The sequence below is a fragment of the Bradyrhizobium sp. BRP19 genome (genome assembly GCF_020194195.1).
GTDB classification, from domain to species: domain Bacteria; phylum Pseudomonadota; class Alphaproteobacteria; order Rhizobiales; family Xanthobacteraceae; genus Bradyrhizobium; species Bradyrhizobium yuanmingense.
In genome coordinates, this window is the sequence record NZ_JADYVZ010000025.1 from 1 (window position 1) to 14,534 (window position 14,534).

General features: G+C 64.8%; 13 protein-coding genes and 3 pseudogenes. 1 reads left to right on the forward strand and 15 read right to left on the reverse strand.

Translation table 11 applies throughout. The annotated features are described in order from the left end of the window. Positions 1–339 (forward strand): annotated as a pseudogene (locus I6F36_RS35320) (transposase); the annotation flags it as partial. On the opposite strand, the gene I6F36_RS35325 reads toward I6F36_RS35320, so the two are convergent. From I6F36_RS35325 to I6F36_RS35390, 15 genes and pseudogenes are all read right to left on the reverse strand, one after another. Continuing rightward, complete coding sequence (locus I6F36_RS35325; protein WP_346656697.1) at positions 336–683, reverse strand: hypothetical protein; 348 nt, start codon at positions 681–683, stop codon at positions 336–338. The pseudogene I6F36_RS35320 and the gene I6F36_RS35325 sit on opposite strands and share 4 nt — an antisense overlap. An 819-nt stretch (positions 684–1,502) precedes the next feature. Beyond that, a pseudogene (locus tag I6F36_RS35330) lies at positions 1,503–1,663 on the reverse strand (4-hydroxybenzoyl-CoA thioesterase); the annotation flags it as partial. A gap of 456 nt (positions 1,664–2,119) precedes the next feature. Continuing rightward, positions 2,120–3,007, reverse strand: a complete 888-nt coding sequence (locus I6F36_RS35335) for a hypothetical protein (protein ID WP_225173036.1) — start codon at positions 3,005–3,007, stop codon at positions 2,120–2,122. Then, positions 3,004–4,551, reverse strand: a complete 1,548-nt coding sequence (locus tag I6F36_RS35340; RefSeq protein ID WP_225131018.1) for a hypothetical protein — start codon at positions 4,549–4,551, stop codon at positions 3,004–3,006. The genes I6F36_RS35335 and I6F36_RS35340 overlap by 4 nt, the downstream gene beginning before the upstream one ends. Positions 4,552–4,738: 187 nt before the next feature. After that, the gene (locus tag I6F36_RS35345) at positions 4,739–5,737 is read right to left on the reverse strand and encodes a polyprenyl synthetase family protein (RefSeq protein ID WP_225173072.1); all 999 of its coding nucleotides are present in this window, start codon (positions 5,735–5,737) and stop codon (positions 4,739–4,741) included. Between the two features lie 154 nt (positions 5,738–5,891). Next, complete coding sequence (locus tag I6F36_RS35350) at positions 5,892–7,235, reverse strand: cytochrome P450 (RefSeq protein ID WP_225173037.1); 1,344 nt, start codon at positions 7,233–7,235, stop codon at positions 5,892–5,894. Further along, positions 7,235–8,080 carry an SDR family oxidoreductase gene (locus I6F36_RS35355; protein ID WP_225131121.1) on the reverse strand — a complete coding sequence of 282 codons (846 nt, stop codon included), beginning with the start codon at positions 8,078–8,080 and terminating at the stop codon, positions 7,235–7,237. Before I6F36_RS35355 ends, I6F36_RS35350 begins: the two co-directional genes overlap by 1 nt. A gap of 6 nt (positions 8,081–8,086) precedes the next feature. Next, positions 8,087–8,374, reverse strand: a pseudogene (locus tag I6F36_RS35360) (ferredoxin); the annotation flags it as partial. 1 nt (position 8,375) lies between these two features. Further along, a complete protein-coding gene (locus tag I6F36_RS35365; RefSeq protein WP_225145647.1) occupies positions 8,376–9,659 on the reverse strand; it encodes a cytochrome P450 in 1,284 nt (427 codons plus the stop codon). 95 nt (positions 9,660–9,754) lie between these two features. Continuing rightward, positions 9,755–10,957, reverse strand: a complete 1,203-nt coding sequence (locus I6F36_RS35370; protein WP_225173038.1) for a cytochrome P450 — start codon at positions 10,955–10,957, stop codon at positions 9,755–9,757. Positions 10,958–11,706: 749 nt separating this feature from the next. Beyond that, positions 11,707–11,895, reverse strand: a complete 189-nt coding sequence (locus I6F36_RS35375; protein ID WP_225131036.1) for a hypothetical protein — start codon at positions 11,893–11,895, stop codon at positions 11,707–11,709. Next, a complete protein-coding gene (locus I6F36_RS39605) occupies positions 11,892–12,365 on the reverse strand; it encodes a tyrosine-type recombinase/integrase (protein ID WP_249782200.1) in 474 nt (157 codons plus the stop codon). The genes I6F36_RS35375 and I6F36_RS39605 overlap by 4 nt, the downstream gene beginning before the upstream one ends. Before the next feature lie 119 nt (positions 12,366–12,484). Then, entirely contained in the window at positions 12,485–12,751 is a 267-nt protein-coding gene (locus tag I6F36_RS39610) for a site-specific integrase (RefSeq protein WP_249782201.1), read from the reverse strand. 699 nt (positions 12,752–13,450) lie between these two features. Then, complete coding sequence (locus I6F36_RS35385; protein WP_225131038.1) at positions 13,451–13,612, reverse strand: C48 family peptidase; 162 nt, start codon at positions 13,610–13,612, stop codon at positions 13,451–13,453. Positions 13,613–13,766: 154 nt separating this feature from the next. Next, positions 13,767–14,510: a hypothetical protein gene (locus I6F36_RS35390; protein ID WP_225131048.1), complete on the reverse strand. Its 744-nt coding sequence runs from the start codon at positions 14,508–14,510 to the stop codon at positions 13,767–13,769. Positions 14,511–14,534: the final 24 nt, after the last annotated feature.

The following is a 14,534-nucleotide window of genomic DNA, read 5'->3' on the forward strand; positions in this document are numbered from 1 at the left end:
CGAGCGGGCCTATGTCGACAAGGGATACCGCGGCCACGACGCACAAAATCCCCGACGGATCTTCATCTCCGGCCAGAAGCGCGGCGTCTTCGGTGTCATCAAGCGCGAGCTGCGCCGCCGCTCCGCCATCGAACCCATCATCGGACACCTGAAGGCCGATGGTCACCTCGGCCGCTGCTACCTCAAAGGCCGCGCCGGCAATGCGGCTAACGTCATCCTCTCAGCCGTGGGCCACAACTTCCGCCGCATCCTCGCCTGGCTCAGAGAACTCTTGTGCCTCATCCGCTCCAGCTATGGCGCACGTTCGGCCGTCCCGCCGCGCTCAATTCGCCTTCTTAACGGACGACCAGATAGGGATGGTTGTTTGCAATCGCATTCGAAGCCGCCCCGGTGAGGGCTGTCGCGCAATCTGGACGCAACGCATCCAGCGGAATGTCCCAACGGGCCTCGCCCAGCCAGTTCTGAGCATAGCGACCGGTGCGCGAAACGGCAAACGCGCCATTGTTACACCTGAGCAGCACAAGATGATCGGCAAGCCGCCCGAGGCTCCCCAGTAGCACATTTTCGTAGCGGGGAAGCGTTTCGCCGGGCTTGAGCGCAACCTGCCACTTGCGCCGCAGGACCGGCATGTCATTGATCAGCCTCGTATCTGATTCCGCGGATTGCTCGTTGGCAGCACGCATCACACGCCCCACTCACCTAAGCTTCCTGCCCGGGCGGCATCAAATCCAGCTTGGCTAATTCGCTCTTAAAAAGACGAGACGGTCGCGTTCGGCCCCTGCTGATCGATGCCGTTGCCTGAAACATCTGGCGCGACCGTCTTCAAGACTCATAACGCAGAAAATCCGCGGAGGTAGTGCATAATTCAACGAAAAGCGTTTGCCAGCGCCACTGGAACGACGAGAATCTTCGAACGAATGATTTGAGCCTCACGTATTCTACGAAGTAGCGCTCGTCAGTTGCGCGCGAAATTTTTTGTCGGATGTCCGATTTGTACGACTACCATTTGCCGACGGCGCAGGCGCCAGCAAATCCTCAATGTTAATTGTGCTTGAAGGACCGTCCCAGAGAGATGCGTGATAACTAAGCGCATGTTAAAGAAATGTGACGACTGCCGGCGCGAGGAGGCCACGCATGAAAAAGAGTGATTTGACTCTCGGAATGCGGTGCTGGTTTTCGCCGTCTTGAGCTTACGTCTGAACGTGGCATCCAAGGAAACTACCACTGCCCTGCTTGCGGCACACTGATCGAGGAGCTCGGAGCGGCCCACCTCGTGCTTTATCGCTTGACCGTACAGCCTTCCATTAAAGCAATCCGCAATCAATAATCCGTCGCGGTAGCCCAGGAGCTTTAGTGGGTTCGCTCAATTTTGGTATCTGACAGCGAGATCAGCGCGCCCCTTCCTTGAAGCCACAAACAGCATCCTTGCCGACCTTCAATGGTGGCGCCGTGACCGACTTGCTTGCGGGCTCTCCTGCAAATTGCATCGCCTCCCCCGTTAACTGATTGCCGAGCAGGCGCAAGTAGTTCGTCTGCCACGTTCCATGAAAGGCAAAAAATTCGCATGATAAACAATCTGGCCGGCGTCGGTATCTTCAAAGTAGACACGGACCTGCATGTAGTGCCGTCCGTCTCGAACTTCGCCGTCAAGAGAGACTGTCAGCGCGGTTCCTCTTATTGCGCGTACAGGGACCCTTGTCTCACACAGAGGCAGTTTTCTGAGCAAGCGCCAAAAGCTTGAGCTTGGCTCCAGCTGCCGGAAGCTGATTCACCGGCCTGAATGCGGCAGGCGTTGCGCTGCCGACATCGACTTCGGGCGAATATATCGAAGATCTATCGTCAACGCGTATTGCGGGCATCCAACCACAGCGCGCACAAGAACGTAAACGGAGTTCTGCTGCTGCCGAAGCTGCATCTCTGGGATTTAGCGATGAGCGATGGCATCCCCTTTGATCGGCAATCCATAGACCAACTATCCGCTTCGGAAGGACTCTCTACCACTGCGTATTGCACGGTGGACAACGAGGGCATCCGTCGCATCGGGCGACGTTGTTGCGTCGGATTCGGCCGAAGGCAGCGCGCGCACGCCGCCGCCTTCGCGCGTTCAGGCCGGCGCACGTTAGCCTCCTCCCGCAGCGTCGCTGCCGTAGCGGCTGGTCGAGGTCCGGTAGTACTGAGCGCGGATGGCGGCCATGGCTTCGATCAACGGTCCCCAGGGCGCGGGAAAGCGTTCTTTCGCTATCACCCGATCCAGCATGCGCGTATGGCCGGCCAGCTCGTCGTTGAGGAACTCCACCACAGGCATAGCCGGATAGCGCTGCAGCAGCAGGATCGCCGCGTTGTCGGCCTCGCCGGCCGACCTGTCCATGTCGCGTCCATGCAGATCGTTCTGCAGGCGCCCTATCGCGGAGATGAGCCGCAGGACCTGGCGAAACGCCGGACGCGCGCGCAAGGTCGCCATGTCCAGTCCCCACAGCAACGACAGGCAACAGAACACGTTCGCGTAGGCGATCGAATCGATGCCGTTGTGCAGGTACTCGGCGTAGGACCAGCGTTCCGCCCCCACCGCCTGCGCGTGTCCGGCGCGCAGCGCCGCGCAGTAGCACCGGGTATCGTCGAGAAGCTGAGCATAGTCGCGACGATCGTAGGCGAGCGCGGCCAGCGAAGCGCGCAGCACAGCGCAGCCCTCGAATCCGGGGAGCGCGCACGGCACGCCCTGCCCCAGTGCCTGCTCCACCGCGGCGAGCTGCTCCGGCGCGATCAGGCCAAGGTCGTTGCAATCGTCGAGCCAGAACAGCATCGCCAGTTCGCGATAGAACGCCACGGTCAGCGTTTCATCCTGCGGATCGCGGCCGGTGCGGGCGCTGATATCGTGCAGGCTCGGAAGGATGCGCTGCAGGATGTACTGGCCGCCCCTGACCGCTTCCACGCCGTGCTCGTCGGCGAACCCGGTCAGGGAACGCCCCCACTCCAGCACCTCCTGCAGCGCGCGTTCGGTCTGAATCATGGCGCCGCTCCTGTTCCCTCGGCCAGGACGCGCCGCTCCCAACCAAGTGCCAGCCACAACCCGGCGAGTTCGGCCACGCGCACGACCCGGGTGGGGCAATACAGTTCCTTGCCGATCCACAGCGGAGTCTGCGGCAATGCATGCGCCGCATGGCGGGCGAGCATCCACTCCAGCGCACGCGCCACCGCCTGCGCAATGCGCCGCCGCCCTGTCGGCTCTTCGCTCCCGTCCATCACGTGCAACGCGAACAGCGCATAGGCAGTTTCCTCGAATGTGGACGCGCGACCGGCGCCCCAGCCGCCGTCGTCGCGCTGCGCCTGCAGCAGCGCCGCCAGCGCGCGCTCGTCGCGCCACTGGGGCTTGCCTTGCGCCAGCGCTGCGACCGCATGCGCGGTGGGATACAGCCACGAAACGTGCCATTTTTCGTTGTCCCAGAGACCGTGCGGGTTGCGATTGGCCTCGACGTAGGCGCTGGTGCCGGCGGCGGGCTTTCCCAACAGTCGCAACGCATGCAGGGCATGGATGTTGGTCGACACCGAGGCATTGCGCTCGCCGGGGAAGGTGACGAACAGCTCGCCGATTTCGAAATGGCGCAACGCATCGGCCGCCCGGTCGCGGCCTGCAAGGCGCAGGACGCACAACGCAACGGCGGTGTCGTCCGCATCTGCCGCGAAGTGCACGGCCGGGCCCAGACCGCGCACGCCCAGGCGGGCGTCGAGCTGCGCGATGATCACGCGCACCGCCCCGGCGAGCGCGGGATGCGCGAACAGACCGGCCAGATGCAAGGTGTATAGCGACCAGCATGGCTCGAACACATTGATCGGCCAGACGTTGGGAACGACACCTTCGATGCCGCTGCGCGTTGCTCGCGATGCCGCCTGCAGATACGCGTCGGCGCGCCCGACCTGCGGCGTGCTCCCCTGTGTCACGGCGTGCGCACGCCACGCGGCAGTGGCCGCGGGACTGATGCCGATGCTGCCGTCATCATCCGGCCATGCGGTGGTCGGCGACGTCCCCCAGGCTTCCCAGGAGTGCAGCAACGGATGGCCGCTCGGCAACGTCGCCACGGCCCCCCGCTTGACCCGCGCTTGCCGCAACGGCAACAGCGCCGGGTGGCGCGGAAACGCCACGCCGCCCGGCAAGGATGCGGCCTCGTCGCAAAACCGCGGTAGGATCAGCTCCGCGCCGATCGGCGCGTCGTCCGGCACCGCACGCGCATAGGGATCGGGCTGGCGCTGGAGGAACCGCGTTGCAGCCTGGACAGCGTCGGCAGCGCCGGGAAGAGAATCGACACGCTGCAATGCCAGCAACGCCGCCCATGTCGGCGCATGACGGAACAGCGGGAAGTCTGCGCTTCCCCATCCGCCATCGGCCTGTTGCTGTGCGATGAGCCACGCGTATGCGTCCTGCCGACCGATGACGTTGCCATGGAACTGCAGAGTTCGCGCCGTGTCGTAGACGGATGGACCGACGCTGCCGCCATCGCGCATCTCGCTCAGCAGGTGGCGCAATTCGGAAAGGATCTGTTCAGCCAGCGCGTTCACGCGGGATGTTCCTTCTGCAGACGGTTGACGGGAACCAGGATCGGGCAGACGCCGCGCACGTCGCCGCAGGCCCGTCGCCGCCATGCTGGGCAACCGCTGCGCTCAGCGCCACGGATTCGGACAACATGCACCGCTGCCGCAGGCCGATCGCAGCGGCCCAGGGGCGACTCCATGTGGACCGGCGCGCTCATGCGCATGGCGCGTGCTTGAACAGATAGGCGTCGGCCCGCTGCAGGATCTGCGCCAACCGTTCCGCAGGCGGCCCCAACGGGGCGACGGCCTCCCCGGCGTCGCGCAACAGATCCATCACGAACTGCCGCGCTGCCTGCAGCCCCATGATCGACGCGCAGGTCGGCTTCCGCGCCGCCGCGTCCTTGCCGGGGGTCTTGCCCAGCGTCGCGGTATCTACTGTCGCGTCGAGAATGTCGTCGATCACCTGCAACGCCAGGCCGAAATGGGCGCTGTAGCGATCGAGCGCACAGTACATCGCAGCGTGCGCGGCATCCTCCGCAATGGCGCATAGCGCGCCCATGCGAACGGATGCGCGCACTAGCGCTCCGCACTTCATCCGGTGCATCACCAGGATCCTGTCCAGCTCGACGTGCTTTCCAACCAGCGACAGATCCATGGCCTGCCCGCCCGCGGCCCCCTCGGCGGACACCGCCTGCGCCAGTTCGCGCACGAGCGCAATACGGTTGTCGCCCGGCGCATCCAGGCTCGCCAGGGTCAGGAAGGCGTGCGCCTGCAGCGCATCGCCCACCAAGATCGCGGTGGCTTCGCCGAACTTGACGTGCACGGTCGGAAGGCCGCGGCGAAGCACGTCGTCGTCCATCGCAGGCAGATCGTCGTGGACCAACGTACAGGCGTGCATCATCTCGATGGCGGCGCCGACTTCGTCGAGCATGTGCGCCGGCGTGTCGGCCAGTGCGCCGGCAGCCAAACAGAGCAAGGCGCGGGTGCGCTTGCCGCCATGCAAGGTGGCGTAGCGCATCGCCGCCATCAGCTCGGTCTCACCGTCGTCTTCGGCGCAGAGAAGACGCGCCAGCGCCTGTTCGACCCGCTTTGCGCCGTCCTGCATCCAAATCTCGGGCAGCAGCCTGCCGGATGCGCCGCGCGCCTGCGCGCCCGATCCGCCGTTCGCGGAAACGCCAGCTCGGTCGTCGTGTGGCGTGGAACCGGTCTGCATGTTGTTCATGTCCTTGTACCTGCCAGGAGACGGCCACGGCGAGCCGCGAGCCGCCGCGGTGTTGCCGGCCTCGCACCGAGCGCGCGCGCCGAGTGCAGCAATGCCGCGTGTCGCCGGCGCCGCTGCCTCACCACACGGGGCATGCGATGCCAGCTCATGAGAATCCGATGCGGATAGTCATGGACGGATGCGCGGTCGGGTAATAGCGCCGGCCTTTTTCGACGCCGCTCAGCAACCGCGGCCGCACCCCGGCCTCGTGCATGGTCAGCGCCAAGGCGATACAGAACTGCACCAGTTCCAGCCATGCCAGGTGGTAGCCCATGCAGACGTGTGGGCCGGTACCGAACTGCAGCATGTCCACCGGCCGGATCGGCTCGGTGCGTTGCAGCCACCGCGCCAGCCGAAACTGATCAGGCGCCTCGTGCAGCAGCGCCGAGGTCGAGAAATGCAGCAGCGGGATGCACAGATCGGTGCCCGCGGGAATGCGCCGTTGGCCGAGTCGCAATTCACGCAATGCGCGACGCACCAGGAGCGGCGTCGCCGGATGCACGCGCAGCGTCTCGCGGAACAGCGCCTCGGCGACCGGACACTGCGCCAGGTCCGCGTGCCGGGTCGGCACCGCGCCTACGCGTTGCGCCTCCTCGACCAGCGCGTCCCACAGCCCAGGCTGCCGCGCCAGCTCGATCACCATCCAGGCCATCGTCGAGGCGGTGGTGTCGTGACCACCAAGCAGCAGCAAGCGGATATTGGCGATCAGGACGTCATCGGAAAGCGCATCGTCGCTGCGATCGAAGGCGCTCACCATGTCGTTGATCAACCCGGTGCGCGCGGCATGTTCGCGCGCGGCGCGGACGAACTCGTGCAACCGCGCATCGATCCAGTCGCGGGCGGCGCGGCCGCGCCGCAAGGGCAGTCCGGGCAGGTCGACCGGGGGCGCGACGACCAACTGCAGCAGTTGCCGGTACTTGCGATGCCATCCCGGCAGGTCCTGCGCGGGGATTCCCATGAGACTGAAGATGAGCTTGAGCATCAGATCGCCGGTTTCGCGCAGGATGGTGACGTCGCCCCGGTCGCGCCATCTCTGCACGCGCGCCCGGATGACGGGCGCGAACAGCTCGCCGATGCCGGCCTGGGTCAGCCCCTTGGGCAGAAGCGCCGCCTGGATCGCATCGCGCGCCTGCCGGTGCGCGATGCCATCCTGGGCGACCAACGTTCCGCCAAACAATTCGGGCGCGATGTCTTCGATGAGCGCCGAGGACACGTCCTTGTGCCGGAGCAGTGCGAGAGCATCCGGATCCAGACTGGTCATCAGGTGTCCGGCAGGGCCGAAATCTAGCCAGAAGTGGCTGCCCAGCGTCCGTTCCGCGCGCCGCAGCAGGCGCGGCAGGTCGCAGACGACGGCGGGAAGATGCCCGACCAAGGGAAAAGCGCCGGGCACGACCGGGATGTCGTGCCGCAGCCGATGCCGACGGTTCAGCGGGTTGAGCAGCATGTCCATCAGCAGCGCGGCGCCGCGTCCGCTTCGGCGGTCTCGCCGGCAGGCCGCGCGGCGCGGCTGTTGCCACCGTCGGCGTATGTCGGCACATGCGCCAGCATGCCGCCGTCGATGCACACGACCTGGCCGGTGATGAACGCAGCATCGTCGGAGAGCAGGAACGCCACCAGCGCGGCCACGTCCTCGGGGCGGCCCACGCGCGGCAGGAGCTGGTGCCGGCGCAGATCGGTTTGCATGTACGCGTCCAGCTTGGCGAGGAGACGCTCGGTCATGATGAGACCGGGCGCAACCGCATTGCAGCGGATCTGCGCATGACCGTACTGGGTGGCGAGCGAGGCCGACAGCATGTTCATCGCCGCCTTCGACGCGGCGTAGGATGTCAGCGCGGTGTCACCGCTGAGCCCCTGGCACGACGACATGTTGACGATCGCGCCACCTCCGCGGGCGATCATCCGTGGGATGGCCTGCCGGCAGCAGAGCAGCGTGCCACGCAGATTGGTCGCCATGGTCTGATCCCAGACCGCTAGGTCCAGCTCAAGGATCGCGCGGTCGCGCGGGGTCAGATGCATCGCGCTCGCGTTGTTCACCAGCAGGTCGACCCCACCGAAGTGCCGCTCCGCCGTCTCGAACAGCGCTGCCACCGCCTGCGCATCGGCGATGTCGATCGCCAGGGCGAGCGCGTGGCCCGCTTCGGCCGCGATCTGCGCGGTGCAGGCGATAGCCGCCGATCCATCAATGTCGGCCACCACCACTCTGCCGCCCTCGCGCGCGATGGCGAGGGCGCATGCCTTGCCGATGCCGGCTCCGGCGCCGGTCACCACGGCCACTTTGCTTTCAAACCGTCCCATGTATCGCCCTAGATTGTGTTGGTCTTTCGCGGCATGCCGCTCGGCCTCCGCTGGAGAAGGCGCAGGGTGCGCGCTGGCGCGCTCGCCATCGCCAGCGTCGCTTTCGATGACCCGAATGGCGGCGACCGGGCACTGGCTCGCCGCGAGCCTCACGGCGGCGTGCAGCGCCTGCGGGACCTTCGCCACGCACACTTCGGCCACGCCGTCCGGTTCGCGCTGGCGAAAGGTGCCCGGCAGCGTCAGCACGCACTGCCCGCTGGTTCCGCACAGATCCTGGTCGACCATGACGCGCATCTCAGCTCCCCTGCGCATGCAGCCGCACCGGCAGTGCGCGGAACGTCCGAAGGAACGCCGAGGGCTCCCGGGTCGGCTGCTCGGCCAATGCCAGCGTGGGGAAGCGGGCCTGGATCCGGGGCAGGCTCTCGGCCAACTGCACCCGGGTCAGTTGCGCACCGAGGCAGAAGTGAATGCCGTGGCCGAAGCTCAGCATGATCTTCCCGTCGGTCGACATGCCTGGACTGGTGCCGTAGAACCGCGCGGGATCGAAGCGATCGGGATCGGCGAAGGCGTCCGGGTCGCGATTGCCGGACGCGATCAGCACGCGCACGTCCGCGTTCTTCGGGATCACCACGCCGTCCAGTTCGATGTCGCGCTGGGCGATACGCGGAATGGAGCTGAACATCGCGGGCGCGTCGCAGCGCAGGACTTCTTCGACGAATGCCCTCACCCCCGCGGCGTCCTTCTGCAGCCAGTGCCGCTGTTCGGGATACGCCAGCATCGCCAGGACGGCATGGTCGATGCTCGCAGCAGTGGTGGTGAAGCCGCCCAGCAGCATGCCCCACAGCATGCTGATCAACTCCGCATCCGACAGCGTGTCGGCATCGTGGTCATGTGCGCCGACCAGCATCGACACGATGTCGTGGCGGGGATTGGTGCGCTTGGACTGTATGAGGTCGCCGAAGTAGGCCTGCACTCTGGCGCTGGCCGCGTCCGCCGCGGCGAGCTGGGGATCGCTGGCGTGCGGGCTCAGGCCTTCCAGGATGCCGCCGATGCCGGCGGCGAGCCCGAAAATGTCGTCCTGGGGCATGCCAAACAGTTCGGCGAAGACCAGCATGGGCAAGGTCAGCGCGAATTCCCGATGAAGGTCCACCGCCTCCCCGCGCTCCAGCGCGGGCGCCATGCCGTCCAGCCGCGCTGCGACGATGCGCGCGATGCTCGGCCGCAGGTTGTCGATCTGGCGCATGGTGAAATCGCGCGAGATCAGCCGGCGCAGACGCGTATGCGTCGGTGGGTCCTTCATCGCAAGCGTGGACGCCAGCAGATTGAGCGACAGGCTTCTCGCCGCACGCGGGAAATAGCGCGCCAGTTCGCCGGGCGCCGGTCCTCGAAAAGCATCGCCCGTGGCCTTGAGAGCCCAGCAGATGTCGGCGTGGCGGCTCAACAGAAAGAGGCCCGACGCCGCGCGATGCACCGGATCGTGCTCGCGCAACCACCGCATGAATGGATACGGGTCGTGAATCCACGCCGGCGACGCCAGTTCGGCGAAGGCGTCCCGGCATGTTGTTTCTTGCACGTCCATCCTGGTTACCTATTGGCTGGCTGATCTGACCGGTACGTGGCAGGCACGCCGGCAAATCGCGGAGACGATCGCGATCCCCCAGCGGCGTCCGCACATCACCAGAGCACCGGGAACTCCTCGAACCCGCCGGTGATGATCTCCTTGCGCAACTTCAGTTCTTCGGGGGCTAAGGCCAAGCGCAGCTCGGGAAAGCGCTGGAAGATCGAACCGAACACCGCCTTGAGTTCTAGCCTGGCCAGCGCGCCGCCGATGCAGGAGTGCGGCCCGGAAGAGAACGCCAGGTGCGGCTCTCCGTCGCGCCCGATGTCGAAGATTTCCGGGTCGACGAAATGGCGCGTATCGAAAGACGTCGCCGGCAGGCCGACCAGCACCTTGCTTTCCGGGGGAATATGAACGCCCGCGATGGTCACGTCGGTCCTCGGATAGCGCATGATGCCGTCCCAGCCCGCGCCCGGCGGGTACATACGCAGGATTTCCTCCACCGCCTTGTCCACCAGGGATGGATCGCCGACCAGGCGTTCGCGCTGTTGCGGATGGCGGAACATGGCCAGCAGGCCGAATTCGATCTGCGCGACGGTGCTCTCGTGGCCCGCCACCAGCATACCCGCCGCCAAGCCGATCGCCTCTTCCTCCGTCGCCTTGCCCTGGTCAACCGCCGCGAGCAGATCCGTTAGCAGGTTGTCGCCCGGATCCTGGCGCTTGTCCCGCATCTTGCCGCGAATGTAGGCGCGCAGTTCTTCCCAAGCCAGGCGCGACGCGCTGCGCGGGCCGCTTTCATGCTGGTGCGTCATCACCTCGTCGGACAGCCCGGCGAAAAAGGCGTGATCCTCGTAGAGCACGCCCATCAGCGCACTGATGACCATGGCCGGAAGGGGAAACGAGAGGTGGCGCCGCAGGTCGGCGGGCTGGGGCTGGGCCGCCAACGTCTCGAACAACTGCGCGGCGATCGCCTCGACCTGCTGGGCCAGCAGCTTCACCCTGTGGTTGCAGAAGGCCGGCGCCACGATCTTGCGTAACCGGGCATGTTCGGCTCCCTCGTGCGAGACCAGCCAGCCCCGCGAACCGAGAATCACCGAATCCGGAGTGAATGCCGCCGGCGGCATTCCCGCGGGCCGGAACGCCGCGTCAGACAGCACCGCCTTGGCCTCGTCGTAGCCTGTCACCCACCAGCCTTCGTGCCCGGACGGGAAGCGCACGCGGTGGATCGGACCGTTGGCGCGTAGCATCAACATCTCGGGCGAGGGCTCGATGTGATCGACGCGCCACATCGGCAGCCTCGGCAAGGGTTGTTCGGACATGGTGGCACTTCACTCTCTAAGCGATGGAAGGGCGGAAGGTGACCGGCGAGCGCTGCGGGCAGCGAATGACGTAAGACGGCATGTAGACGACGGTCCTCCGCGGCGATGATCAGCGCGACATCCTCTAGTCGCACGAACAGCGCGGGGAAGGCGCATCGCTGTAGGCGCGCCAGCCCAGCGCCCAAGCAGAAATGCGGCCCTTGGCCAATCGACAGGTGCGCGTTATGCCGCCGTGCGGCTCGAACCCGTCGGCTGCCATAGATCGACTGACCGCAGGGATTGGTGAAGGAGGCTCGACCCACCCGCCACCGACCTGTCCGCCACTATAGCCTCCGGACCACGCCCACAGCGCCATGCGCAGTTCGCTCCTGGCTCAAGGTCTGCCGCTTTGGTTGCACCGCGACGAGCGCAACTGTTGTGGCTCCCAAAAGGAGAACTCTAGATCGCATCCAACACTTCCTGCATTTTCTTGGTCACAAGCGAGCGACAAGTCATTGCCACGCAAACCGTCGGAACGGACCAGACGCGAACAGCGAAGGCGCCGTTTCCGTCTCGAAGACCAATCGCGTTGCGATAGTGATGATGCCGTGAACAGAGCAAATCGCGTGCCGGAGTGAATCGGAGGCTCAGCAGGCACTTCCTAGTGTCAGGCTTCTTGCATTGTCTCAATGCCGACAACCGGCGCAGCAAGTGCCCGACAAAAGGCCCGCTCTCGCGCCGCATGTGCGGCGCAGCCTTTACGGGATATTTCAAGCATCCGAATTGACTGCAGCGGGTGAGCGGCTTCCTGCGTTGTCGCCGATATCCTCAAGGCTCTTCTTGGTTACCTCAGCGTTACGCGACAGGTGGCGGACGACGATACTCTTATTGGCTATCTCGAACGCCTCGACCGCCTGTTTGAGAATGCGGCATTTGCCGAACCCGCCGATACCAATCAACAGAACTGCCGAAACGCTCGGATTAGGTGCACGATGCAGGTCTGCACCACGGGCTGCGGATTGGTTGCGACGTGCGTGTAGCGCTCCGTCGATAACAGTCGCGCATGCCCAAGAAGGACTTGGATGAGCCGGGTATCAGTACCGCGCTCGTAAAGGTGAGTAGCGAAGCTATGGCGCAGAACATGTGTCGTCACCTGCTTATCGAGACCGGCATGTTGCCGAGCTTTGCGGCAGGCCTCTTGCAACGTGCCGACACTCACCGGATCGTCCGGATTGCGCCCTGGAAACAGCCAATGGCGCGGTTTGGCCAGACACCAGTAGGATCGCAGGATGCTGAGCAGCCGCGGCGACAGCATCACGTAACGGTCCTTGCCGCCTTTGCCGGCGGTGATCAGGATCAGCATGCGCTTGCTGTCGATCGCGCTGGGCCTCAAGGCGGCTGACCTTGCCGGCTCGTAGCCCGGCAGCATAGGCCGTCACCAGCGCAACGCGGTCGCGCAGGGCCGGTACAACCTCCAGGAAACGGGCGACTTCCTCCGCACTCAGCACCAGCGGTTGCTTGACCGGCTCACAGGCCGAAATAATGTTCTCAATCGCCTCCGTGCGCCCGCGCATAGAAAAAGCGTAACGCGCACGTCACTTGGTTGATGTGGGTCCACGACCGCTTCAACCCGATCAGGTGCAGTTGGTACGCGCGCACCTGCTCAAGGCTGAGCTTGTCGGGCGATCGGCCGAAATGTCGGCTAAAGTTTGCAACCGCGTAGACATAGGATTGCTGCGTCGACGGTGACAAGTTGCGCAGCGTCATATCGTCGATCATGCGGCGGCGCAGCGGGCTCGAACTCATCGTGGCCATGAGGCACTCCTGTATTGAGAGGAACGGACTTGCGGTCCCATCCTTCAAACAGATGCCTCTTAGATAAATGGTCTCGCCACGGCCTCCCGCGGAGCGGGTTCGTTCAATGGTGGGCGACATCGAGCGGAATCAGCAGCCGAACAACTCACGCCGTCGCGCGAAGGCCGACCGGCGGATTCTCGTGGTGGTTTGTATGTGCTCGCGGCACGCACAGCATGGCCAGCGGAGGCTGGTATAAGTCTGTCAACCATTCAAGCTTCGGAAAGGAGGCGCCTGGCTGCAGGTTTTGCAGAACTTGGGCGCCGATCACCCCAGGCGCGGGAGCATCGCTGCATAGACGCAGCATGATTGGACAGGCGATTCAATCGAAATATGGATCCAAAATGCCGAGAGCCAAGCCGCCGGGTCAATTCGTGGAGCAATGTTGGCGCGACGTCTCCACGTGTTTAGCTCGCAGCTGGGCCTTTAGTCCCAGCTGCGGCTGTTTGGGAAAGATGATACCGGAGAGGTTGATGATGGCTGTGCGGCCGTCGGAAGCTGGCCGCGCAATCGCCGTCGGGCTCCTTCGCCGTCTGCGAAAATAGCCTTAGCTCCAGTCTCCGCTCCTGACTTGTGAGACACCATGATGCTCTGCGAACGCGCGATTGTGGACCTTCAATCGGCGAGAAGTTGCATTTCAACCAGCTGCGCGCGCTCTATTCAGTTGAAGCTGACCCCAGCCCTTAGCCGGTCCTGCAGTGCCCGCCGATTGATGCGGAGGTTGCTGAGGTTCAGCGGGTCTGGATGCCGTCCTTCCGCCAGCTCCCGGGTGCCGTCCACGACAAAGACGCCGCAATCATAGGTGTTGCTCTGCTCGCGCATGGAGCCCTGTTGCAGGTTGGCCTGCAGCCGTTCTGCGAGCTGCTCTGCGGGCAGGTTATTGGGTCCTGGCGCAGAGTCCTAGTGATAGGCAGCCGGTCTTGCCCGATCGCGGCGATCAACCAGCAGCAGCGACCAGTGACTGCCGCGCCACCCTCTATCCGCAGCGCTGGCATCGCTTAACCGGCAGGAACAGGAAGTCGGCTCTATCACCGCGACTCCACCCGAATGCGCGTTCCGCGTCCTCGTTGGAGCCTGACCGCAACATTTGGGCTATCAAAGGATCCACGAACCGCATCCGGGCGGCGAGATCGGGATTGCTCTCCTGCAACTCCCGCCTCAGGACCCCATAGTCCCGCTCAATATGCTCGTCACCCAGCCACTGCGTGGGGCCCAGGACGCGTCCGCTGCGGTCAACAGAGACTCCGGTCAAAGGGCCGATCTGAGCAGGCGGGACCGGGGACGGGCGAGGATGATGGATGAATTGTGCACCGCGTCCTCGCGGCCCTAATGCGATCGAGTAGGTCTCACCGTTGATCAAAACCTGCCTTGGGCCGCTGAACTGGGTCGGCAGCAACCCGTGGTTATTCAGGATACGGATCTGGACATCCGCCACCGGCTGGGAGCCATGCTGCCAATCCTCGGGAACGAGATATCCGATATCCTCAAGCTCCTGAAGCACGCCTGATGGCCCGACGAAGAACGCGGCACTACCGGCCGGGCTGAGCACCGGCACTGAGTGAGCATCGTCACGCATCTGGTGCGGTGTGGCCGGCAGATCAATGAAAGAGTCGAGACCGCGGTAGATCTCTGACGACCGAGCTGGCGCGTCTGATTCTCCGGTGAACAGGTCTTTATTGATTTCCGGCCAAGGGGGCAGCCTGGGTGTCCGCTGCAACAAGTCGGCGGCTCCGCGTCAGGTTCT